The organism is Exiguobacterium sp. s125 (assembly GCF_018618605.1).
Classification (GTDB): Bacteria; Bacillota; Bacilli; order Exiguobacteriales; family Exiguobacteriaceae; genus Exiguobacterium_A; species Exiguobacterium_A oxidotolerans.
On the sequence record NZ_JACSMI010000001.1, the window covers coordinates 1,344,173 to 1,365,126 of the forward strand.

Annotated in this window: 22 protein-coding genes and 1 riboswitch; of the genes, 2 read left to right on the forward strand and 20 right to left on the reverse strand. The window is 50.2% G+C overall.

Annotated elements, in window-relative coordinates; genetic code table 11:
- Positions 1–66 precede the first annotated feature (66 nt).
- From KNQ05_RS06870 to KNQ05_RS06925, 12 genes are all read right to left on the reverse strand, one after another.
- Complete coding sequence (locus KNQ05_RS06870) at positions 67–804, reverse strand: Bax inhibitor-1/YccA family protein (RefSeq protein ID WP_214767550.1); 738 nt, start codon at positions 802–804, stop codon at positions 67–69.
- A gap of 59 nt (positions 805–863) precedes the next feature.
- Positions 864–1,655, reverse strand: a complete 792-nt coding sequence (locus tag KNQ05_RS06875) for an AAC(3) family N-acetyltransferase (RefSeq protein WP_214767547.1) — start codon at positions 1,653–1,655, stop codon at positions 864–866.
- Between the two features lie 12 nt (positions 1,656–1,667).
- Positions 1,668–4,679, reverse strand: a complete 3,012-nt coding sequence (locus KNQ05_RS06880; protein WP_214804875.1) for an AAA family ATPase — start codon at positions 4,677–4,679, stop codon at positions 1,668–1,670.
- Positions 4,661–5,782 carry an exonuclease SbcCD subunit D gene (locus KNQ05_RS06885; protein ID WP_214804877.1) on the reverse strand — a complete coding sequence of 374 codons (1,122 nt, stop codon included), beginning with the start codon at positions 5,780–5,782 and terminating at the stop codon, positions 4,661–4,663. Before KNQ05_RS06885 ends, KNQ05_RS06880 begins: the two co-directional genes overlap by 19 nt.
- Positions 5,783–5,961: 179 nt before the next feature.
- Positions 5,962–6,324: a hypothetical protein gene (locus tag KNQ05_RS06890; RefSeq protein ID WP_214767536.1), complete on the reverse strand. Its 363-nt coding sequence runs from the start codon at positions 6,322–6,324 to the stop codon at positions 5,962–5,964.
- A gap of 126 nt (positions 6,325–6,450) precedes the next feature.
- A complete protein-coding gene (locus tag KNQ05_RS06895) occupies positions 6,451–7,461 on the reverse strand; it encodes a ThiF family adenylyltransferase (protein WP_214804879.1) in 1,011 nt (336 codons plus the stop codon).
- Complete coding sequence (locus KNQ05_RS06900) at positions 7,458–8,222, reverse strand: thiazole synthase (protein ID WP_088836837.1); 765 nt, start codon at positions 8,220–8,222, stop codon at positions 7,458–7,460. The genes KNQ05_RS06895 and KNQ05_RS06900 overlap by 4 nt, the downstream gene beginning before the upstream one ends.
- Positions 8,223–8,224: 2 nt before the next feature.
- Positions 8,225–8,428 (reverse strand): sulfur carrier protein ThiS, encoded by a 204-nt coding sequence (thiS, locus tag KNQ05_RS06905; protein WP_029333431.1) that lies wholly within the window; start codon positions 8,426–8,428, stop codon positions 8,225–8,227.
- A complete protein-coding gene (locus tag KNQ05_RS06910) occupies positions 8,412–9,416 on the reverse strand; it encodes an NAD(P)/FAD-dependent oxidoreductase (RefSeq protein WP_214804881.1) in 1,005 nt (334 codons plus the stop codon). The genes thiS and KNQ05_RS06910 overlap by 17 nt, the downstream gene beginning before the upstream one ends.
- Positions 9,413–10,003 carry a thiamine phosphate synthase gene (locus tag KNQ05_RS06915; RefSeq protein ID WP_214804883.1) on the reverse strand — a complete coding sequence of 197 codons (591 nt, stop codon included), beginning with the start codon at positions 10,001–10,003 and terminating at the stop codon, positions 9,413–9,415. The genes KNQ05_RS06910 and KNQ05_RS06915 overlap by 4 nt, the downstream gene beginning before the upstream one ends.
- Before the next feature lie 89 nt (positions 10,004–10,092).
- A riboswitch (TPP riboswitch) is annotated at positions 10,093–10,195 on the reverse strand.
- A 66-nt stretch (positions 10,196–10,261) separates the two neighbouring features.
- Positions 10,262–11,476 carry a beta-N-acetylhexosaminidase gene (gene nagZ / locus KNQ05_RS06920; RefSeq protein ID WP_214804885.1) on the reverse strand — a complete coding sequence of 405 codons (1,215 nt, stop codon included), beginning with the start codon at positions 11,474–11,476 and terminating at the stop codon, positions 10,262–10,264.
- Positions 11,473–11,898: an OsmC family protein gene (locus tag KNQ05_RS06925; RefSeq protein WP_088836833.1), complete on the reverse strand. Its 426-nt coding sequence runs from the start codon at positions 11,896–11,898 to the stop codon at positions 11,473–11,475. Before KNQ05_RS06925 ends, nagZ begins: the two co-directional genes overlap by 4 nt.
- A gap of 205 nt (positions 11,899–12,103) precedes the next feature.
- Between KNQ05_RS06925 and KNQ05_RS06930 the strand changes: the two genes are divergently transcribed.
- Positions 12,104–13,291 carry an MFS transporter gene (locus KNQ05_RS06930; RefSeq protein WP_214804887.1) on the forward strand — a complete coding sequence of 396 codons (1,188 nt, stop codon included), beginning with the start codon at positions 12,104–12,106 and terminating at the stop codon, positions 13,289–13,291.
- A gap of 217 nt (positions 13,292–13,508) precedes the next feature.
- Entirely contained in the window at positions 13,509–14,006 is a 498-nt protein-coding gene (locus KNQ05_RS06935; protein WP_214804889.1) for a C40 family peptidase, read from the forward strand.
- Positions 14,007–14,100: 94 nt separating this feature from the next.
- On the opposite strand, the gene KNQ05_RS06940 is transcribed toward KNQ05_RS06935, so the two are convergent.
- From KNQ05_RS06940 to KNQ05_RS06975, 8 genes are all read right to left on the reverse strand, one after another.
- Positions 14,101–15,186 carry a hypothetical protein gene (locus KNQ05_RS06940; protein ID WP_214804891.1) on the reverse strand — a complete coding sequence of 362 codons (1,086 nt, stop codon included), beginning with the start codon at positions 15,184–15,186 and terminating at the stop codon, positions 14,101–14,103.
- Between the two features lie 10 nt (positions 15,187–15,196).
- Positions 15,197–16,009 (reverse strand): hypothetical protein, encoded by an 813-nt coding sequence (locus KNQ05_RS06945; protein ID WP_214804893.1) that lies wholly within the window; start codon positions 16,007–16,009, stop codon positions 15,197–15,199.
- Positions 16,006–16,686: an ATP-binding cassette domain-containing protein gene (locus KNQ05_RS06950; RefSeq protein WP_159172669.1), complete on the reverse strand. Its 681-nt coding sequence runs from the start codon at positions 16,684–16,686 to the stop codon at positions 16,006–16,008. Before KNQ05_RS06950 ends, KNQ05_RS06945 begins: the two co-directional genes overlap by 4 nt.
- Entirely contained in the window at positions 16,679–17,059 is a 381-nt protein-coding gene (locus KNQ05_RS06955; RefSeq protein WP_029333419.1) for a GntR family transcriptional regulator, read from the reverse strand. The genes KNQ05_RS06950 and KNQ05_RS06955 overlap by 8 nt, the downstream gene beginning before the upstream one ends.
- A gap of 213 nt (positions 17,060–17,272) precedes the next feature.
- Positions 17,273–17,563: a hypothetical protein gene (locus KNQ05_RS06960; protein WP_029333417.1), complete on the reverse strand. Its 291-nt coding sequence runs from the start codon at positions 17,561–17,563 to the stop codon at positions 17,273–17,275.
- 222 nt (positions 17,564–17,785) lie between these two features.
- The gene (locus KNQ05_RS06965; protein ID WP_214767518.1) at positions 17,786–19,795 is read right to left on the reverse strand and encodes a catalase; all 2,010 of its coding nucleotides are present in this window, start codon (positions 19,793–19,795) and stop codon (positions 17,786–17,788) included.
- 63 nt (positions 19,796–19,858) lie between these two features.
- Positions 19,859–20,047, reverse strand: coding sequence for a hypothetical protein (locus KNQ05_RS06970; protein WP_029333410.1), 189 nt, complete (start codon positions 20,045–20,047; stop codon positions 19,859–19,861).
- Between the two features lie 13 nt (positions 20,048–20,060).
- Positions 20,061–20,936 (reverse strand): SDR family oxidoreductase, encoded by an 876-nt coding sequence (locus KNQ05_RS06975; protein WP_214767516.1) that lies wholly within the window; start codon positions 20,934–20,936, stop codon positions 20,061–20,063.
- Positions 20,937–20,954 lie beyond the last annotated feature (18 nt).

Sequence of the window (20,954 nt, forward strand, 5' to 3'; positions counted from 1 at the left end):
TTGCCCAGCAACTTTTCATAAAAAAAACCGTCTCCGTTAAAACGGAAACGATGTGTTAAACAGGTTTTAGTCACGCGCGGCTAAACGATACAATAAATCGAGTAACTCGATATACAGCCAGATGATCGTCACGATCAAACCGAACGCGGCGACCCATTCCATCGACTTCGGTGCCCGTGCCTCGACTTGACGCGAGATGAAGTCGAAGTCCATCACGAGTGACAGCGAGGCGACGATGACGATGACAAACTGAATCCCGATCGCGAGCGGCGAGCTGCCTGTCATAAACGGGAGGTCGACACCGAACAAGGCGAGCAGGAAATTGACACCGTACAAGACGAGAATCGAGAGGATTGCTGCCGTGACAGCGGAACGGAACCGTTGTGTCACTTTAATCATCCCGGTCGTATAGACGAACCACATCGCGAACGATACGACGAACGTCGCGACGACGGCTTTTCCGACGATGCCTGGGTACATGCTTTCAAACATTAAGGAAATCGCACCGACTGCGACCCCTTCGACAAGCGCATAGACCGGTGAAAGAACAGGTGCCGTAGCCGGTTTAAAGGTGATGATGAGAGCAAGGATCAGTCCGAGGACGATCCCACCAATCAAAGCCGGGAATAAAAATTGCGGATTCGCGGCTAAAAAGAACCATGTTCCTCCGGCTGCTGCCGTGACGAGGGCGAGCATTAAGAAAATCTTACTCATCGTCCCACTTTTCGTCATCGACCGTTCGCCAGCCCGTGCCGTCTCAAAACCTCGGCGCAGCGCTGGGTTAACTTTAAATCGTGATGCCATCTTGCGTTCACTCCTTTTAATTTCTCTGTGTCTTATTACGAATCGTTCCCGAAAAAGTTTCAGCTTAACCAGCTATTTAAAGCACTCAGCTGGAACATGACGACGGGAATCGATTCTTTGGCAGAAACGAGGTGCGACGTCGCACGACCGATTTTTCCGCTCGTCACGAACGGTTCGTCCGTGAACCCTTCACCAATTGGACCGAATGGGTCGCTATCAATCAAGCGGTGCCAGTAGTGGACGAACTCTTCGTCATCGCCTCGCTTGATTTTACACCCGCTCTCGATGTCCGGACGCTCAATCCCATACTCGGCATAATGCCAGACCGTCGTCGCATCCCACGGTGAGCCGATATGCAGAATCTGACCGTCCGCCTCGATGAACCGTTCAATCGGTGATCCGGGACCGAATCCGTTCTCGAGCGTATGATTAGCAACGAACTCTGCTGCTCCTTTGCCCCAGGCTGCGACCGACCACATCGGGTGGTCGCTGCGCTCGACATCCGGAAATGTCCGGAATAATTCCGGCACTTTGCCGACGCTCCGCGTCGGCGTCTTCCGTTTATCATACGCCGGCATTTCTTGACGGACCGTCTCCCACCACTCCTCCGGTACGGCAGGACGACTCCAGTTTTTCGGGTCCGAGTTATCGGTACTTTGTGTCGCCATCATGATCAAGCCCGTCTCGGTGACGACTTCCTGGACAGCTTCGATGACCGCTTGCGCCCCGCCCGGAACCCAGCCGATCTGTTTCATCGCACTGTGCACGAACACTTTCATCCCCGGCTCGACCCCGAGCTGTTTCAGGTCGCGGATTAAATCCGACTTCGTTACCATTTGATTGACTTCCATTTGTCTCACTCCTTATTCAACGACAAGCTGTATCGTCGAGCCTGTTTTTCCTTGCGTGACTTCAATTTTAGCATCGACCCGTGACTTCAGCTCCTGGACGTGGCTGATGATCCCGACCATCCGTCCGCTCGCTTGAATCGACAGTAACGTCTCAATCGCTTGTTCGAGCGACTCAGGGTCGAGTGTTCCGAATCCTTCATCGATGAACATCGTCTCAAGGGAAACGCCGCCACTCGCTTCTTGGACGACTTCCGAGAGACCAAGCGCCAGCGCCAGCGACGCTTTAAAGCTTTCGCCCCCGGACAATGTTTTGACATGCCGTGTCTGTGACGTATAAGCATCAAAAACATTCAGGTCGAGGCCATACTTCTTCAAGCCTTTACCGGCTTCCGTCTTCCGCTCAAGCTGGAAGCGACCTGACGTCATCTCCGTCAAGTGGCGGTTCGCCGCCTGGAGAATCTCATCGAAGTACGCCGTCTGGACGTAGGTTTCGAACGTCATCCGTTGCGCATTTTCACCGACTCCAACCCGTGCCAGCTCCCCGATGATCCCGTACCGGGCGTCCTCGGCTTCAATCGTTTGTTGGAGCGTCGCCCAGGCATCGATCAGCTGTTTGACATGGATGTGTTCCTTCTCGGCACCGACACGTTGGTCTGTCGCTTCCGCCAAGCGTCCTTCCGCTGTTTCGACAAGCGTCCGTAAATGCGCGAGATCCGGACGTGCCGCGGCATTGATTTGTTGTTTCAAGCGTTCGAGTCCTGTCGCGACTTCCTGGCGCTTGACACGATCCGCTTCAAGCATCGCTGCGAGTTGTTGCATCTCCTGCCGGGACAATCGCGCCTGTTCGAATTGTTCTAACGTCTCAAAATGCTCTTCCGACAGGGCCTGTTCCAAGTCAGCCTTCGCTTGCGTCCGCGCTGCAACATGTGTCGTCGCCTCTTCGGTAATGTGTTGAAGGCGTCCCTGTCGTTCTGCGACTTCCCGATTGAGTTGATTTTTTTGTTGATCGACCATCGCCCGGTCGGTTTCATATTGTGTCTGTTTCGCCTGCAATGTCTGTTGTTCCTGTTCGAGAACCCCTTTCGACGCTGACGGCTCGCCTGCTTTCGTCAGCAATGCATCAAGTCGGGCAAGCTCAAGTTCGAGTTTCCCTTGTGCCGCGAGCTGCTGATCGATTTGACTCGTCAGTGTCTCAAGTTCTGTTTCGAGCGTCCGCAAGCGTTGTTCGAGCTGACGTTTTTTATCTTGTTGCTGTTTTTGTTCTGCTTCTGCCGCGACAAGGCCGCTGATTTCTGACCGGATCGCATCGAGTTCCGTCGGCAGCGTCTGTTCTTGCCCGAGTGTTGCGATATCGTGCTCGAGTTGTCGTTTCCGTTCGACGATTGTCCGGTACGTCGCCTGTAATTCCTGGTGGGCCGTCTGCGCTTTTAAATACAGCTGATGCAACGCTTCGACGTCATCCAGCTGTGTCTTCACCGCTGGTTCCGGGTGCTCACGGCTCCCGCAAACGGGACACGCTTCCCCGTCGTGCAGATGTTCAGCAAGCTCGGACGCGAGTTGCATCCGTTCTTTTCGCCGCCCTTCCGCATAGGCCGCTTCCGCTTCATCCTTTTCTTTCCGGACACGGGTCCCGCGTTCAATCAATTGTTGCCGTTCCGTTTCACTCCGTTGCCACTCGAGCCGCTTTTGTTCGAGAGTCTGAAGGCTGAAGCGCCGTTCCTGCAACGTCAGTTGCGTGTCCGAGACGTCAGCCAGTGCCGCGAGTTCTGCTTGGATGCGGGTCCGTTCCGCACGTTTGGTCTCACGCTCTGTCAGTAATGCTTGCGGGTTCAGGCGTGCGACGTCCTCCGCTAAACTTTTTTGTTTTTGTTGCAGGTGTTCCTGTTCGCGCAGTTGCTTCAATTCCGTCTCGATTTGGTCGATCCGTCGGGCCCCGTCACGAATTTCTTGTTCGCGACTCGCTAACTGTTCCGCTTGACCGGTGATTTGGTCAAGACGTCCTTGCAACGTCGTCAGTTCTGACGTCAATTGCGTTTGCGCCGTCTCCAGGCGGACGACCGTCTGCTGCTCTGACAAGAAGGCATCGTATCGTCCCGTGATGGCCGCGGCACGTGTCGCAATCTCATACCGGTTCGCTTGTCGCGTGATGTCGGGTAACGTCACGGCGAGTTCTTGCTCGAGTCGCGACAGCCGTTCATGTTCGACGAAGGCATGTTCGAGTTGTTCCGCCTGGCGGAAGCGTTCGCTAACCTGATTGACGTCTTGACGCACCTGCTGTTCGACTGTTTTGGCGGCAGTGATCGTTTCATCGAGCGACGCTAACAATTCATCCGTCACGCTCCGGATCGTCGTCTCATTTTGATTGACCCAATCAACTTCTAACGGCAATTCCTCCAGTTTTGCGAGCTGTTTCGTTTTTGTCTCTTTGATTGCTGCAGCAAGATCGAGTGCTTTCCGGTGCAAGCGTTGCTGGAACTCACCGTACTGCTCCGTCTTGAACAGTTGCTTCAGGATTTGCAGTTTGTCTTTTGACTCCGCCATCAACAGCTCCCGGAATTTATTTTGCGGCAACAGCAAAATTTGCGAAAACTGTTTATGGTCGAGCTGCAAGAGACTTTGAACCCGTTGCTTGACTTCGGGGATTTTGACGGCGAGCGGTTGCCACGCCGTCCCGTCGAACCGTGCCAGTTCTGCCTCGTGCGCATAGTCCGTTTTGTTGACGGGATGCGGTTGGCTCGGTTGGCGAATCACACGATAGCGTTCACCTTTCAGTAAAAATTCCAGTTCGACTTCCGTTTTGACATCAGGGCGCGCGAAATGACTCCGTAAATCCGTCATCTCCCGTTCGCCGCCTGACGTCTCCCCGTAAAGGGCAAACGTCAAGGCATCAAAAATCGTCGTTTTGCCGGCTCCCGTATTACCGGAAATGACGAACATCGTCCGTCCGGCGAGTGCCGTGAAATCAATCGTCTGTTCTTCTGCGAACGGGCCGAACGCCCGTAAGGTCAATCGTTCTGGCCGCATGTCGCTTCCTCCTCTAGGACGGTCTGCATCGCATCCGTCGGTCGTTTTTCCCGGACTGCTTCATAAAATTCACTGAATAAATCGGTTAGCGTCGCCGTCTTGACCTGGTCGCGCGATGCTTGGACGGATCGTGCGCTTTCCCTAGTAAAACCGGTCCGCTCGAGATGCAGGATGTTCGGATAAACTTTTTTCAGCTTACCCATCGGATCAATCAACGCTTCCGCATCCGTCAGGTTGATTTTGATGTAGTCGTCCGTCGATTGTGTCGCGACGAACGTCGGATCCATCAGTTCGGCAAGCGTTCCCGTCAACTCCCGTAAATCACGCCGCGGAGCAATCGGTTCAAAGCGACGATCAAACGTTCCTGCATCATTGAGCGTCAGGATATCGACGCCTTTGACGTGACTCGCTTCCGAAAAGGAATACTTTAAAAGTGATCCACTGTACCGGATCGTCTCGGAACGGATCGCGAGCGGGTTATGTAGGTGACCGAGTGCCGTGTAAGTGAACGGCGCAAACGTACTGGCACTGATTTGCCCTGCCGTCCCGACCGACAGTTGACGCTCCGAGTCGGTCTCGAGTCCACCGATGACGAAGGCATGACCGACGAGGACGCTTGGTCCTGTAATCGTTAAGGGGTCGATGATTTTTCGCATCGCTTCGTCATGATTCCGAATCGTGTCGTCCTGATAGACGTAACGGACGATCGCCGGATCTGCGAACGGGACCGGATAAAACTTGACGCCTTTAATCTCGATCGGCTCAATCACCGGTGTTAATTTACCGGCGAGATGCAGACCTGACCGTTCGAGAAGGGTCGTCGCGAAACTGAGCCGTTCCGCTGAATCGTGGTTACCGCTGATCGCGATGACCGGAATCCCGCGGTCGAGGACGATGTCCGCGAGTGTCGCATCGAGCAGTTCGACCGCCTCGGTCGGTGGGACGGCGCGATCATATAAGTCGCCCGCAATGACCACCGCGTCCGGGCGTTCCCGGTCGAGTAACGCTAAAAATGCTTCGAGCGCGGCGCGTTGATTTTCAATCATCGATTCGCCGTGGACGATTTTTCCTAAATGCCAATCCGCTGTATGAATCCATTTCATGTTTCCTCACCCTCACTTTACTAATATATTAAGTCCAGTTTAACACGTCTGAAACGATCAAGACGACTCTCGTCCGCACATACGTTTCGAACCGGCATGCGTCTATAATCAAAAAAAAGACAGTAAAGACCGGACGCGACCGGACCTTACTATCCTTTACATTCCATGCATTCATTTCCTTAATGTTTGTGCCGCAACCGCTTGACAGAAGTGATGATGGAGACGGATCCTCCGATGATAGCACCGACTACAATTCCTGTCGTGAATTTCGAGCTCTGATGTTTGTTCGGTATATGGGCTGTGTGTTGTTGTTCGAAAATTTGGGCAAGAGGGGACGCGTCTGGTTCAACTTCGATCAGATGATTGGCATGTGCTTCAACATCTTCCCGTCGTTCGACGCTACAAGGTGACAGATAGAACGGATTTAAGTTCGTCCGGTACCGATCTGGATTCCAATTCGCCTGCTGAACCGGTTCAGCTGTCTGTTCTGTCCGCTTCGTCTGGTCCGATGATTGGACCACTTTATCGAATTCTTGTTTCATCCTAATCACTCCTCTTCGCTTTCAGTCTACCTAAAACGCCATTTTGTGTCTTGAAGTCTTATTTACCTCTTTTCAAAACATCTAAAACATATATTTTGAATGTTAGTTTGATTTTTTTATGACTTTTTAACCGAAAAAGGCGTGATAGAGCTGTTTTGCACGGACGAGTTCCTGTTCCCCGTGAATCAGGACGCGTCCGTCACGAAAGGCGACGAATCGATGCGTCTCCGTCTTAAAACTGAGCAAGTACGGATTTTTCGCGACGATACTGACAACCGGGCTCAGATTCTGTTCAAGACGTTCTAAGTCACGCGCCTCATCTCCACGGACCTGGACGGCGTCGCGTCCACACAATGTTGTAAATTGCACCGGAATGTGCGTCAAATACGGATAGGTCCGGTTCTTTCCGCAGGACGGGCATGATGCCTTCTTCAAAGACGCGACATTGATGCGGCTCTGTTCATTCGTCCAGACGTCGAACGCGAGCAATTCCCGCCGTAACGCGTCCGTCGCACCGACGAGGAGCTTCAAGGCTTCCGCGACTTGATACGCGGCGACGAGTTGAATCGCCGGACCAATCACACCCGCCGTCTCGCACGTCGCTTGCCCGCGCGGTAAATGTTCGAGCAAACAATGCAGGCACGGGGTCTCGTCCGGGAGGACCGTATAGGTCATGCCGTAACTCCCGACGCAGCCGCCGTAAATCCACGGAATCTTGTGTTGCGCCGCCACATCATTGATCAGCATCCGGATATCGAAGTGATCGGTTGCGTCAAGAATCAAATCGACACCAGGAATCAATTGCGGTAATTCGTAACGCGTGACATCGGTGACGTGGGCTATAATCTCGACTTCCTGATTGATGGCATTTAAGCGGCGCTCCGCCGCGATCGCTTTCGGGACATGCTGCGCGGCATCGTTCTCCGTGTAAAGGTGCTGCCGCTGGAGATTGCTCCACTCGACGTAATCACGGTCGACGATCGTCAGCTTGCCGATTCCGGCACGGACGAGTTGTTCGGCACTTGCCGTTCCGAGTGCGCCCATGCCGATGAGGAGAACATGTTTTTTTGTCAGCTCATCTTGTCCCGCCTGACCGATCGGCCGAAACCGGATTTGCCGTGAATAACGATCCGTCATCGACTCATCCCTGTCTCGGGACTACTCGCCGTCGCGTACCGTTTCTTTTCGATCCGTCCCGCTTCAAAGCCAAGTCGTCCCGCTTCGACGGCAAGCTTCATCGCTCGCGCCATCTTGACCGGGTCTTTCGCATGGGCGACGGCCGAATTAAGTAAGACGGCGTCTGCACCGAGTTCCATTGCGTAGGCGACATCGGTCGGTGAACCGATTCCTGCATCGACGATGACCGGGACCGTCATCTGTTCGATGATGAAGCTTAAGGCCAGTGGATTAAGGATTCCTTGTCCGGATCCGATTGGGGACGCGGCAGGCATGATGGCGTGACACCCGAGTTCTTCCAGTCTTCGTGCCAACAACAGATCGTCTGACGTATACGGTAAGACGGTGAATCCTTCTTTTAATAATTCTTCCGATGCCCGCAACGTTTCAATCGGGTCCGGTAACAGCGTTTTATCACAGCCGATGACTTCAACTTTGACCATGTCGCACAGTCCGGACGCGCGGGCAAGTTTTGCCAGCCGAACCGCTTCTTCCGCTGTCTTCGCCCCCGCCGTGTTCGGTAATAAATGATACTGACTCAAATCAAGCGCCTCTAAAAAGTTCGGTTGACTCGCTTCAAAGATATCCATCCGGCGAACGGAAAAGGTCAGGATGTCTGCTCCTGATGCCTCGACTGCTTGCTGCTGTGTCGTCACGTCGGGGTATTTGCCCGTTCCGAGTAATAACCGCGACTGAAATGTCGTTTGACCAATCGTTAACATGATTAACCGCCTCCTACGAAGTGAACGATTTCAAAAGAATCGCCTGTTTGAATGGGTGTGTTTTGGTATGCTGTCCGCTCGACAATCTGTCGATTCTGTTCGATGATGACCATTTTTTCCGTCAAATTGAGATGATGAATCAATCCGTCGATTGTCGAAATCGATCCGTCAAGCGTATACGGTTGACCATTAATGGTGAGTTGCATTCGTGTTCCTCCTCGATTCATGTAATGAAAACGGACGAAGCTCATATTTCGGCGTGATTCCCGTTACCTCGTCTGCCAGGACGGACGCCGTGATCGGGGCGAGTAATATCCCGTGCCGATGATGCCCGGTCGCGACGAATAGGTGCCCGACTCCCGGGACCTGCCCGAGATAAGGCAATCCGTCCGCTGTTTGTGGACGAATCCCGGACCAGATGTCCACGATTTCCGCTTCTCTGATTGCCGGGAACAGTCGCGCCGCCGCCTGCAGGAGATGTTCAATCCCGCTGACGCTGACCCCTGTCGTCTCGTCACCGATCCGTTCCGTCGCCCCGATGATGATCCGTCCGTCAAACTTCGGGACGAGGTACACGTCGTCGCTAAACAACGTTTCGGTCAAGACATGCCCCGGAAGCCGGACGGCGAGGCATTCGCCTTTGACCGGTACCGTCGCGATCTCGACACCACTCGTCGCGAGTAACGCTTCTGATCCCCGACCGCTTGCGACCACGACGTTCCCGGCTTCGCGCTTACCGTTACTTGTCGCAACGCCGACGACGGTCGCCCCTGCCCGGTGCAGTCCCGTGACCATTGTCTGTTCTTCAATCACACCTCCGCGGGCTTTAATCGCGTGACGGAGCGAACGCGTCAACTGGACGGGATCGATTTGACCGACGGATGCAAATTGAATTTCCTCGTGCCCCCGAATCAACCGAAAGGGATTTTCTTTATAGCCACTATCAATGCCGGTCTCATTAAACAGCTCACGGACGAGGTCGGGATAAAGCTGTCGACTCGCTGCCGCCAGTTGATGTAAGGCAGGGATCAGTTCATGATCCGTCGCAAGCATGCCGGCTGCCGCTCGCGTCGTTCCTTCGCCACACCGGCTTTGCTCAAGCACGCGTACCGGTTGTCCTCGTTTGAGCAATTCGTAGGCGAGTGTCAAACCGATTACGCCTGCGCCGACGATTAACGTCTCTGTTGCTTTCATTGATCAAGCACCTCGCGATACGCTAGGACTGCTTCGACCGGATTTGCCTGACCGAGAATCCCTGACATCACAGCGATGCCAGCAACTCCGGTCGCGAGGACATCGGCGACATTCTCCGGCTGAATCCCGCCAATCGCGATGACGGGGACTTTTGAAAACGTGACGATTTGCGCGAGTGCCGCTAGTCCGCGCGGAGCAATGTCCTGTTTTGACGCCGTCGCAAAGACATGACCATACATGACGAAGTCGCTGCCCGTCTCAAGCGCTTCCGTCAAGGAGTGGATTGATCGGCCGATCTGTAGCTCGCTGAATTGACGCCGCACGACAGCGACGGGAATACTGCATGATGTCAACTGGACACTTGCCTTCGTCACGAGGGCGACATCAAGCCGGTCATGGACGATTAGTTTTTCACGTGGAACACCGGCGCATACTAGCTCCTCGATCAATTGGACGAGTCGGTCCGCCGACCAACCCGGTTCCCGGATATGAATCATGTCGACATAAGGCACAACAGCCGGCAAGACTTCTAGAAGATGTGTCAGCTCTTTTGTCCCGGTCGTCACAATATGTAACTTCGGACGCATACCTTCTCCTCCTTGCTACACAAAAAGGACCACCCCATGAACATGATGGAGTGGTCCGAAAAATGTCCAGGTAAGACCTGAGACAGGATGATAATCAGAAGCCACTTCCCTCCGCTAGTACGAACTAGATCAGGTTCAAAGGGTCCGGATATTTCCGTCTCAGTCTGCTGCGAGACTCCCCTAGTGTAGAACTATTTAGTGTTGGTTGGTTCATTCGTAGTCTACCATGACCGCTCGCTTGATTTCTAGTCCGACTTGTCAGTTCAGCCGATCCGTGACCGTTTTGACCTGTTCCGTCAATTGTTCACGCGTTGGAATCAGCTTCGTGTCTGCTAAATCATACGTTTGTTTTAATCGTAAGACACGTGTCACTTTTGCGTCGAGGTCAGCCCGTGATAGTGACTTGTCCTTGACCCCCTGCATAATTGCCGCATGAACATCCGTGTAAGCACCGGCTTGCGAGAACATCGCCATGTCGGCACCACGTTCGAGGGCGAGACGCGAAGCTTGGGCGAGACCATATTGTTTCGTGATCGCACCCATTACGAGGTCGTCCGTCACGATGACGCCATCGAACTTCAACTCTTCACGCAACAGCTGTTGCATGACCGGCTCTGATAACGACGACGGATTGTCTGGGTCGAGCGCCGGGAATAAAATGTGTGCGACCATCACCATTTCCGCTCCGGCATCGATTGCCGCTTTGAACGGGACGAGTTCCAGTTGCTCGAGTTGCGCTTTCGTCTTCGTCACGGTCGGTAAGCCGACATGCGAATCGACAATCGTATCGCCGTGTCCGGGAAAATGTTTGACGACCGGCACGACGTCTTCCGACTTGATTCCCTGCATTAACGGGACACCGAGCCGGGCGACGTCATCCGGCTCAGCACTGAGTGCCCGGTCACCGATGATCGGGTTCGCCGGGTTACTGTTGACATCAAGAACCGGGGCGAAATCCATATTAAATCCATAAAACCGTGACATCGCACCAAGCGCCTGTCCGGCCTTTTGCATCAATGCCGGATCGTTTTTCTGACCGAGCGTCAGACTCGGAGGTAAATGAAACGTTTGATCCGGGACACGACTGACACGTCCTCCTTCTTCATCGAAGCCGAGGAACGCGAGCGCTTCGTCGTCTTGTGCGTCCTTGATTGCTGCCGTCAAGGTTTTCAGCTGGGCGTCTGACGTGATATTGCCTCCGAGTAACAGGACACCGCCTATCGCGTGATTGTTTAACAGACTTCGGTCCGCGTCCGATAACGTCGTCCCGCTGATCCCGATATACAGCAATTGATCGACCTTTTCAGCAGTCGAGAGTTTGGCGAGCTGACGTTTGATGTCTTGCTCCGCCTGGTCGGCAGCCGTCGGTTCGTCAGCGACCGGCTGTTGCTGACTCGTCTTCGGTTCTGTTGCTGGTTCACTCGCGCATGCCGTCAAAAAGCAAGCCGTTAAAAGCAGGTAAATCGGTTTCAAAGCGGTTCCTCGTTTCGGACGCCATTGATTGAATAATAGACTTCAATTTCAGCATTCAGTGATTTCGAGACAGAACAGTATTTATCTTTTGATAACGACACGGCCCGGCGGACTTTATCATCCGGCAAGTCGCCTTCGAGACGATAATGAATCGAAATCGTCGTAAAGCGGCGCGGGTGTTCCGTCGCCCGTTCTCCCTCAATGTCCATCTCAAACGAGGTTAACGGTAAACGCATTTTTTCTAAAATGGAGACGATGTCCATTCCCGTACAGCCGGCGACGGCGTGTAACAACAATTCAGTTGGCCGCGGTGCTCCGTTCTCCCCGTTATTTTCAGGTGCTGCATCCATTGCCAGTTGGTGTCCGGACTCCGTCACTCCACTAAAGCCCATCTTGTGATTCCATGTAATTGTCGCTTGCATTTTTCTCACTACCTTTCGATTTTTAGTTCGGTTCGCTTCGCTCTCCTTCATTATAGCGTAGTCTCACCTGAAGAAAATTGACATGCTATTCAAAATAATTCTTCTTTTCCGTTTCCATCCGATTCCCGTTCACCTGACACACGAATCATGCTATTCTGAAAAACGATAGTTTCGCGCTGCTTAGCGCTAGAATTGAGGAATTGATATGTCATCTACTACCCGTTTAAGTAAAACGGACTGGCTTTTAATCGCCACCCTCTCCTTACTGACGTTCGTCTTAGGCACAAGCGAATTCGTCATTGTCGGGATTTTATCAGAAATCGCTTCGGCCCTCGGAATTACGATTGCGAAAGCCGGCACACTCGTCTCCGCCTTTGCGATTGCCTTCGCGATCGGGACACCGTTCACGATGTCGATCACGGGACGCTTCGAACGTCGCAAATTGATGCTCAGCCTGATCTTTGTTTGGGTCGTCTTGAACTTTTGCAGCAGCATCGCCGACACCTACTCGCTACTGCTCGCAACACGGATCGTCACGGCCGTCCTGACCGGTGTCTTGATTTCGCTTGCGATGGTCGTCGCGAGTGACAGTGTCCCGGTCGCGAAACGCGGTGTCGCCGTGTCGTTCATCTTCGGCGGCTTCACGCTCGCGAACGTCTTCGGTGTTCCGATCGGCACGTTCATCGGGCAACACGCCGGTTTTGAAGCGACGTTTTGGCTGACGACCGGTCTCGGGTTGCTAGCATTTCTTGCCGTCTTCAAAGTCGTCCCACGGCAACAGGCGACGGCGACAAGTTCGGTTAAGGATCAACTGCGCCTGCTCGCGAACCCACGTATCATGATCGCTTTCTTCATCCCGTCGTTCGGCTTTGGTGCGACCTATGTCGTCTACACGTACCTCGTGCCGATCCTCGAACTTGAACTTGAGCTGCCGCGGGGCTGGATCAGTCCAATCCTCCTCGCGTACGGTGTCGTCTCGATTTTCAGTAACATTCTGGCCGGGAAGATTGCCAGTCATAATCCGATCGGTCGGTTACGGTTCGTGTTCGTCGTGCAAGCGTTCGTCTTGGCGGCCTTATATGTCACGACGTCCTCCGTCACGCTCGGACTGATCAATATCGCCTTGATGTCACTGATGTCGATTTTATTGACGACATCGACACAAATCTATCTGATTGACTTGGCGGAAAAGTTCAACCCGGAAGCGAAAGGACTGGCTGCGTCCTTGATGCCGGTCGCAAGTAACGTCGGGATTGCCTTCGGCTCCGCGCTCGGTGGACTTGTTTACGCGAGCGGACCGATGATGAATACGGCGCTCGTCGGCGGACTTGTCGCTTTGCTTGCCGCGTTGTTGACTGCGATCAGCTTCCGACTCGACCGGCGCTCATCATGAACGAACTGGAACTAAAAGATTCTCACTTCACTTGTTTCCTAGGATGCAACGTGAAGGGAATCTTTTTTTATGCCTTGTATCCTCAAAAAAGTAGTTTCTCAGCCCGAACCTTACAAGACTGTTAGGGACTCGTTGCCAACTTGTTGCTTTATTTGTAAATCTACATGGTACGCTGAAACTAGCTTTTTACCCTAACTTAGTTAAAGGAGTTTTTTTCATGAAACCGTATTATGCCATCACATTAACGGCCTTACTTGTAACGGCTTCCGTCAGTCCAGTCGTTGCGTCTGCCGCAACACCAACAAAAGTCGAGACGAAAAAACCGTTGTCCGAAAAAGCACTCGCGAATAAGAAACTTGCGATCGCAAAACTCGCCACGTCACTGATCGGTACGCCGTATAAAGAAGGCGGCACGACGACAAAAGGATTTGATGCTTCAGGCTTCACGCAATACGTCTATCAAAAAAGCGGCTTGACGCTGGAGCGGACGGTTGCAAAACAGGCTGCCATGCCGTTGAAAACCGTCACACTTAAAAAAGCGATGCCGGGTGACTTGTTGTTCGTCCAGGCGAAAAAAGCAAAGACACCGAACTTCGTCGGGATCTATACGGGCAAAAACACGTTTGTCGCCGTGACGACGAAGAAGGTCGAAGCCCAGGACCTGACATGGAGTTATTATACGAAACAGGACATCCTCATTAAATCGTACCAATGACAAAAAACGCGCGGCTGACTTCAATGCAGAGTCAGCCGCGCGTTTTTACTTATTTTTCGAACTCTATGCAACAAGTTTTCAGCCTTAATCACAATTATTTTACAACGAGTTCATTTAATATTATGTCTTGTCGCTTTAATCGATCTTTGATATTGCCTTCATAAATTACGTTTCCCGACAATGGATCAATCACTTGGACGTTGAAGATGCCGGTCCCTGTATTCAACCCCGTGTAGATTACTCCGTTTTCTAGTCGGAAATATGTACTTGAGCCGTCAGCCCCCTGCCATTTGTTAAAATCATTTGAATGACGAGTCAGCTTCTTACTATCGATATCATATACAATCCATTTGAAGCGTTCCTGATCAGCATCTATAAGCGCAACAAGTTTTGTTCCATCCTCGATGAGTTCAGATTGATACAGATTGATTGAATCTAGCGCAGTCAGAGATTGAACCGTTTTTCTATCACTGATGTACGTGTTTCGTTTAGTCGCGTCCAATCCATTGATATCTCCTTCTGTTTGATAAACGATTTTCTCACCGTTAATCCCAAGAACATTGAAGTACTCATTTGATGTCTTCGGTAAATCGACTGTTTGAATCGTATCTGCTTTTAAGTCGAACTTAAAGAAATGATTTCCTACATTCGTTGGATCTTCATCTACGACATAAACATACAGGCTGTCACCAGAACGTTGGAACGGATTGAATTGCACTTCCCCTTTGTACTTGATTCCAGCTGGTGCTGATACTATTTTTTTAAAGAGGCGTTGTTTTTTTTGATTAAAATATTGTAGTTCCCATCGTCCCTCTTTCTGCAGACGCATCGCATAGACAATACCATCTTGCTCTAACGTATTAACCGAATTAGGGGCAATAAAGCGGCGGAACGCACGGGGAGCGTCGATGATGTCAAAAGGATTTTTGAAGAGTTGATCCACAAAATCATGTGTTGTTTTTTGCACACGACCATTCAGCGTGATCTCATAATCCATTGGCTTTAGACCACGATCTAAGATTTCAGCGTGGATGGACTGGACAGCTTGTTGTTTCGGATCACCTTTGACCGTCTCGATTACAAATTCTGATTCATCCATCGAATGAATGAACCATCCGTAAATGCCAATCGTCAAGAAACTGACGACAGTCAGAATGAGTACAAATTTAAAATTTCGCATGGTTTCCTCCTTAAACTGTGATTTTCCATTTTAACAAACGCAAACTTCTCCAAATTGTATAAATAAAATACAACGTAAATACTGACAGAACGATTGCTCCGAATTCTTCTTGAAGCAACCCGTCAATCATTTCTAAGCTATACTGCATACTAACTAAAATAACTATTAAAGCAACTAGTTCAATGATGATGAACAGCATTCCTTTTGACTTCCCGTATGACCGTTCAAGCAGAACGAACAGGAACAAGAAACTGACGATGAACAGCGATAAGATAACCAGCACAAATAAATCGATTAAGTTCATCATGTATAATTTATTGAGGCTCCTTGAGAGACCGAGCGAACCTGACTCCCTGTACCCATCTTTAATTAACCAGTTGAAGATCCCATGACTGAGTTGAATCACCGTCCACTGTAAACCAAGGAAACTGACAATCACGAGTACGAGAGAAGTAAATTTTGCGAAAAAGATTTTTGCGCGACTACCTGGTAGTAGTAATAACCGATATATGTACTTGGATTCGCCTAGCCAATCCCGATACCAGATTTGAATCGCATATAGCAAAACAAACGCAACCCCGATCATAATGATATAACTGAAATAAGAACTGGCTTGTTCAAACGATAATTTCCCGATTTCTTGAATCGCTTCGACTTCAGACAGTTTTGCACTCTTCATGTAACTTTGGACTTGGCGTTCATGGTAAATGATTCGTCCGACAACAATTAAGATTTCGATACTCGCAATCGCAAGAATGAACGATACGATGATTTTCCAGCTTCGTTTTAACTCTTCATTCGTCAGCATCAGATATTGTTTCATCGTTGATAGACCTCCCGCATGCGGTCTTGGACTGATTTCCCGTACATTTCCCGCATTTCTTCCGTATCGTGTTCATCGATAATCCGACCATCCTGTAAAAAGACGACCCGATCAATCAAATGTTCGACTTCGACGATTTCATGCGTCGTCATCAAAATTGCACGTCCTTCCATGAAATGACTCGAAAATAGCCAGGCAATTTGTTCTTTCGTAAATAAATCAATTCCTGCGAATGGTTCGTCAAGCAACAAATAGGGACGATCAAGTGCAAAACCGAGCACCAAACTGAACTTCGCCTGATTTCCTTTTGACAGTTCTAAAATCCGGTCGGTCGATAACAGCTTCAACAGCCCCATTAATTCTTCAGCGACCTTCGGATTCCAGTCCGGATAATAATCACTCATGTAACGCAAAGCATCTCCAATCGTCATGTAAGAAGGCATCGTTTGAAGATCGGGAACAAAAGCAATTTTTTCACGCGATACTTCACCGTCAACCAGCACTGTTCCGGCGTCGATCGGCACAAGACCCATAATCGCTTTTAAAATCGTCGATTTTCCTTCCCCGTTTAAACCGATCAGGCAGGTGATACTGTCTGGGCGAACTGAAAAGGAAACCCCTTCTAAAATCGGTTTCTTACGACCATATCGTTTCTTTAATCCATGGACTTCAAGCATCAATTTTCCTCCGTTCCGTTGATTGATAAACGGTTTCGACTTTCGTAACGACTTCGCCGAGCGGTATCTGAATCGCTTGGACCGCCTCGATGAATTGCGCAACTGCTTCGTCCAACATCTCCGTCCGGACTTTTTTTACAATGTTTTGATCCATCGTGATTTTACTCGGGACGTTTCGTTCTGTCGTAATCAATTGCTGGTCCTCCATTTCTTTGTATGCTTTTTGAGCCGTATTCGGATTAATTCCGAGTTGCGCAGCGGTTTCCCGCCGCGATGGAATTTCTTGCCCGCATTTTAAGTCTTCTGTCGCGATTCGTTCCTTGAACCAGCGGACGACTTGAAGATAAACCGGGCTTCTTTGGTCAAATTGCACGTGCCCTCGACCACCTTTCACCGTTTGTTGTATTAAAACAGTAATACACTTTCTTTCTGTATCATATCGATAGTACAGTTGACTGTCAATCATTTCCAATCTATTGATTTTATTTCTTTTTGACCAATCTCGTAGAATCGGTAGTCTCAATTATCTATCGACATAAAAAAGGTGATGCCGATCTCATTTCTGAGTCGGAATCACCTTTTTTACTTATTTTTCAAACTCTAAAATCGTTTGTTGCATCGGAACACCAGACATCGAAACCGTCCGTTCAACGAAAAGATAACGTTTCCCGCTTACTAAAAAGCGGCGGTTTCCTAAGTACTCGACCTGTTTTCCGTCCTGCTTTAATTTCTGCTCAATTGCTTTGACATGCTCATCGAGCGTATAAAAACGATCGTCAAACGTCATCGTGATATTTTTCTTTTTGAAGCCAAGTAAGTAACTGAAGAAAAACCAAAATGCTGCCCCGACTGCAATGATCCCCAAAATGATTTCCATCCGAACTTCCCCCTTTGTTTAACCTATTCTACGGATACCCACCTAAAAAGTTCCTGTTTTTTTGATTATTTTGTCATTTACCAAAGGCTTATACGATTCTTTTATAAAGGGGTGAAGCGTCTGCATCAAAAAAAGAGCCTTATCTACATAATGATTGAAGTCATACGTTATTTTGACGACGTCAAAAGGACCTCCCGCAACGCTGGAAGTCCTTGACTATTCTTATTTCCGGTCCCAAAAACGTGCTTGGGCGATGCCTTCGATGAACGAATCAAAATGATCCAAGTTATGTTCTTTGAATAAGAAGACACCCGGTTGATCCGTTTCAACACGGCACTTATCGAGTACTGAGTCATCATGGAGATGTAACGCCAGCGGTTTAGCATGTTTATACGTGTTCTCGATAAATTCGAGCACGTCGTCCGCTACTTTTGAAGATGCGCTGATTAAGAATGCGGCGTCAAACAAACTTGAATCGACCGTATCATACGTTTCTTTTACTTTCATTTCACCTAGTGTATAGGCTTTTTTACCAACGAGGCTGTAATTGATGTTATGCTCCGCCAGTTTTTCGACCCACGCCTTCACCTGATTTGCATCCACGTCCCCTGCAAGCAACAGAGCAACACTGCGCGTATCCGTTTTTCGAATCGTATGTTCCATACTGAGGGCATCTGAGCGTTTCTCTGATTGAACCCCTTCATCCGTCGTCGGTACCGCAACGTCAATGTTCTCCGCAACCTCTTTCGCGAGGGCATGGTCGATATGATTCAGCAAATCCACGGCATTCGTTTTGACAACATCAGATTCACACTTTCCGAGCTCGAAGCTGTAGGCATCACGAATGTGTTGTTGTTCAACAGTAGTCATGCTGTTGTAAAAGAGCTTCGCCTGTGAATAAAAGTCGAGGAAACTTTCACTCCGGCCACGCACTTTATGGCCGTCGACCTTTTCCTGGTAATGTTCAAAACCGCCTTCTTCGACCGGGACAGGCTCAGGCTGATTTTCATTCAAACCATTTTTGTGATAGCTCGTCTGTCCTTTATGGACCGCCATCTGATGCATGCCGTCCCGCTGATTGTTATGGTACGGACAAACCGGCTGATTGATCGGGATTTGATGGAAGTTCGGTCCTCCGAGTCGGGACAACTGTGTGTCCGTATATGAGAATAACCGCCCTTGCAACAACGGATCATTTGAAAAATCAATTCCCGGAACGATGTGTCCTGGGTGGAACGCTACTTGTTCTGTTTCCGCAAAGAAATTGTCGACATTGCGGTTCAATGTCATTTTACCGACGAGTCGGACCGGTACTTCTTCCTCCGGCCATAGTTTCGTCGGATCGAGAATGTCAAAATCGAACTTGAACTCATCCTCTTCCGCAATCAATTGCAGTCCGAGCTCCCATTCCGGGAAATCCCCCTTATCGATTGCTTCATATAAATCAACGCGGTGGAAATCAGGATTTTTACCAAGTGCTTTTTGTGCTTCATCCCAGACTTGCGAATGAACACCAAGTTTTGGTTTCCAGTGGAACTTAACAAAGTGCGCCTTCCCTTGTGCGTTGACGAGTCGGAATGTATGGACGCCGAACCCTTCCATCATCCGAAGGCTCCGTGGAATTCCACGGTCACTCATCGCCCACATGACCGTATGTGCAGTCTCATGATTTTGACCGATGAAATCCCAAAACGTATCATGCGCGCTTGCGCCTTGCGGAACTTCCGTATGTGGCTCCGGTTTGACGGCATGGACGAAATCAGGAAACTTGATGGCATCTTGAATGAAGAATACCGGAATGTTATTCCCGACTAAATCGTAGTTGCCTTCATCCGTATAAAACTTCGTCGAGAAACCACGGACATCACGGACCGTATCTCCTGAACCGCGTGACCCTTGGACCGTCGAAAAACGGACGAAGACCGGTGTCGTTTTCGAGGGATCGTTCAAAAAGCCCGCTTTCGTAATCTCAGCTAGCGGTTCGTATACCTTAAATTCACCATGTGCCCCGACACCTCTAGCATGGACGATTCGTTCCGGAATCCGTTCATGGTCAAAGTGTGTCATCTTCTCTCTAAAGTGGAAGTCTTCAATCAATGTCGGTCCCCGTAGTCCTGCCTTTAGCGAAAATTCATCTTCCGCCATTTTCAACCCTTGATTCGTCGTCAGTCCCGCTTTTTTCGTGTTATCGATTTGGTGCGCCTTCATTTGTTCTTCTTTTTTATTCGTCATACTGTTACCTCCCCATAAGTAAAAGCAATCGGTGTCAATCAGCTAGTTAGGTCATCGCTACCATCAATACGGTGTCGGATCTTCTTGTGGTGCATCCGGTATTTCTGTCGGTTCCGGGAACGTATCCGGCTCCGGCTGACGGATTGGATCTTCTTGCGGCGTGTCCGGAATTTCCGACGGTGGTGTTCCCGGCACTTCATTCGGTTCGTGATTCGGTTCGTGCTCCGGTACTTCGTTCGGATTCTTCTTCATAAAAAAGACCTCCTTATGATGTAATATAATCGCCGCCATTGATATGGATGGTTTGTCCCGTGACGTAACTCGAGTCGCGTGACGCGAGGTAAACATAAGCTGGAGCATTTTCTGAAGGTTGTCCCCGACGCTTCAGTAACGTGTCTTCCCCATGTGCTTCGACCTTCTCTTTCGAGAACGTCGCCGGAATTAACGGTGTCCAAATCGGACCCGGTGCGACGGCATTGACACGAATGCCTTTTTCGACGAGGCTCGATGCAAGCGAACGTGTTAACGTCGTAATCGCCCCTTTTGTCGCCGAATAATCGATCAACGTCGGTGCCCCGCGATAAGCCGTCACGGACGACGTATTGATGATTGTATCTTCTTCTTTCAGATGCGGTACGGCAGCCTGCGTCAAATAAAACATCGAGAAGATGTTCGTTTCAAACGTTTCCTGCAACTGTTCCGGTGTGATGTCTAAAAAATCATCTTGCGGAAATTGTTTTCCTGCGTTGTTGACGAGAATATTCAGTTGACCGAATTCCTGAAGCACCTGATCAATGACTGGTTTTGCGTTTTCCGGCCGGCTGACGTCTTTCGCAAATGCAAGGGCCTTAACTCCGTACCCTTCAATTAACTGCTTCGTTTTTTCCGCGTCCTGTCCTTCATTTAAGTAAACGATCGCGACATTTGCGCCTTCTTTTGCGTAAGCGACCGCGACGGCGCGACCAATCCCGCTGTCACCGCCAGTGATAAGCGCGACTTTCCCTTTCAGCTTCCCGGAGCCGACATACTCGGGATCGTCATAAATCGGTTCAGGATTCATTTCGGACTCAATTCCTGGTTGATGATCTTGTGTTTGCCCTTTTGCTTCTTCATGCATATCCCTCAGTTGCTTTTCGCGCATCTCACTCATCCCCTCTAC

What these genes read in the sequence shown, in the direction of transcription:
- KNQ05_RS06940 (WP_214804891.1), bottom strand. Translation starts at nt 15,186, where the DNA reads ATGCGAAATTTTAAATTTGTACTCATTCTGACTGTCGTCAGTTTCTTG.
- KNQ05_RS06915 (WP_214804883.1), bottom strand. Translation starts at nt 10,003, where the DNA reads ATGCGTCCGAAGTTACATATTGTGACGACCGGGACAAAAGAGCTGACA.
- KNQ05_RS06975 (WP_214767516.1), bottom strand. Translation starts at nt 20,936, where the DNA reads ATGCGCGAAAAGCAACTGAGGGATATGCATGAAGAAGCAAAAGGGCAA.
- KNQ05_RS06970 (WP_029333410.1), bottom strand. Translation starts at nt 20,047, where the DNA reads ATGAAGAAGAATCCGAACGAAGTACCGGAGCACGAACCGAATCACGAA.
- KNQ05_RS06885 (WP_214804877.1), bottom strand. Translation starts at nt 5,782, where the DNA reads ATGAAATGGATTCATACAGCGGATTGGCATTTAGGAAAAATCGTCCAC.
- KNQ05_RS06925 (WP_088836833.1), bottom strand. Translation starts at nt 11,898, where the DNA reads ATGCAAGCGACAATTACATGGAATCACAAGATGGGCTTTAGTGGAGTG.
- KNQ05_RS06960 (WP_029333417.1), bottom strand. Translation starts at nt 17,563, where the DNA reads ATGGAAATCATTTTGGGGATCATTGCAGTCGGGGCAGCATTTTGGTTT.
- thiS (WP_029333431.1), bottom strand. Translation starts at nt 8,428, where the DNA reads ATGCAACTCACCATTAATGGTCAACCGTATACGCTTGACGGATCGATT.
- KNQ05_RS06900 (WP_088836837.1), bottom strand. Translation starts at nt 8,222, where the DNA reads ATGTTAACGATTGGTCAAACGACATTTCAGTCGCGGTTATTACTCGGA.
- KNQ05_RS06870 (WP_214767550.1), bottom strand. Translation starts at nt 804, where the DNA reads ATGGCATCACGATTTAAAGTTAACCCAGCGCTGCGCCGAGGTTTTGAG.
- KNQ05_RS06945 (WP_214804893.1), bottom strand. Translation starts at nt 16,009, where the DNA reads ATGAAACAATATCTGATGCTGACGAATGAAGAGTTAAAACGAAGCTGG.
- KNQ05_RS06880 (WP_214804875.1), bottom strand. Translation starts at nt 4,679, where the DNA reads ATGCGGCCAGAACGATTGACCTTACGGGCGTTCGGCCCGTTCGCAGAA.
- KNQ05_RS06910 (WP_214804881.1), bottom strand. Translation starts at nt 9,416, where the DNA reads ATGAAAGCAACAGAGACGTTAATCGTCGGCGCAGGCGTAATCGGTTTG.
- KNQ05_RS06950 (WP_159172669.1), bottom strand. Translation starts at nt 16,686, where the DNA reads ATGCTTGAAGTCCATGGATTAAAGAAACGATATGGTCGTAAGAAACCG.
- KNQ05_RS06930 (WP_214804887.1), top strand. Translation starts at nt 12,104, where the DNA reads ATGTCATCTACTACCCGTTTAAGTAAAACGGACTGGCTTTTAATCGCC.
- KNQ05_RS06935 (WP_214804889.1), top strand. Translation starts at nt 13,509, where the DNA reads ATGAAACCGTATTATGCCATCACATTAACGGCCTTACTTGTAACGGCT.
- KNQ05_RS06895 (WP_214804879.1), bottom strand. Translation starts at nt 7,461, where the DNA reads ATGACGGATCGTTATTCACGGCAAATCCGGTTTCGGCCGATCGGTCAG.
- KNQ05_RS06890 (WP_214767536.1), bottom strand. Translation starts at nt 6,324, where the DNA reads ATGAAACAAGAATTCGATAAAGTGGTCCAATCATCGGACCAGACGAAG.
- KNQ05_RS06875 (WP_214767547.1), bottom strand. Translation starts at nt 1,655, where the DNA reads ATGGAAGTCAATCAAATGGTAACGAAGTCGGATTTAATCCGCGACCTG.
- KNQ05_RS06965 (WP_214767518.1), bottom strand. Translation starts at nt 19,795, where the DNA reads ATGACGAATAAAAAAGAAGAACAAATGAAGGCGCACCAAATCGATAAC.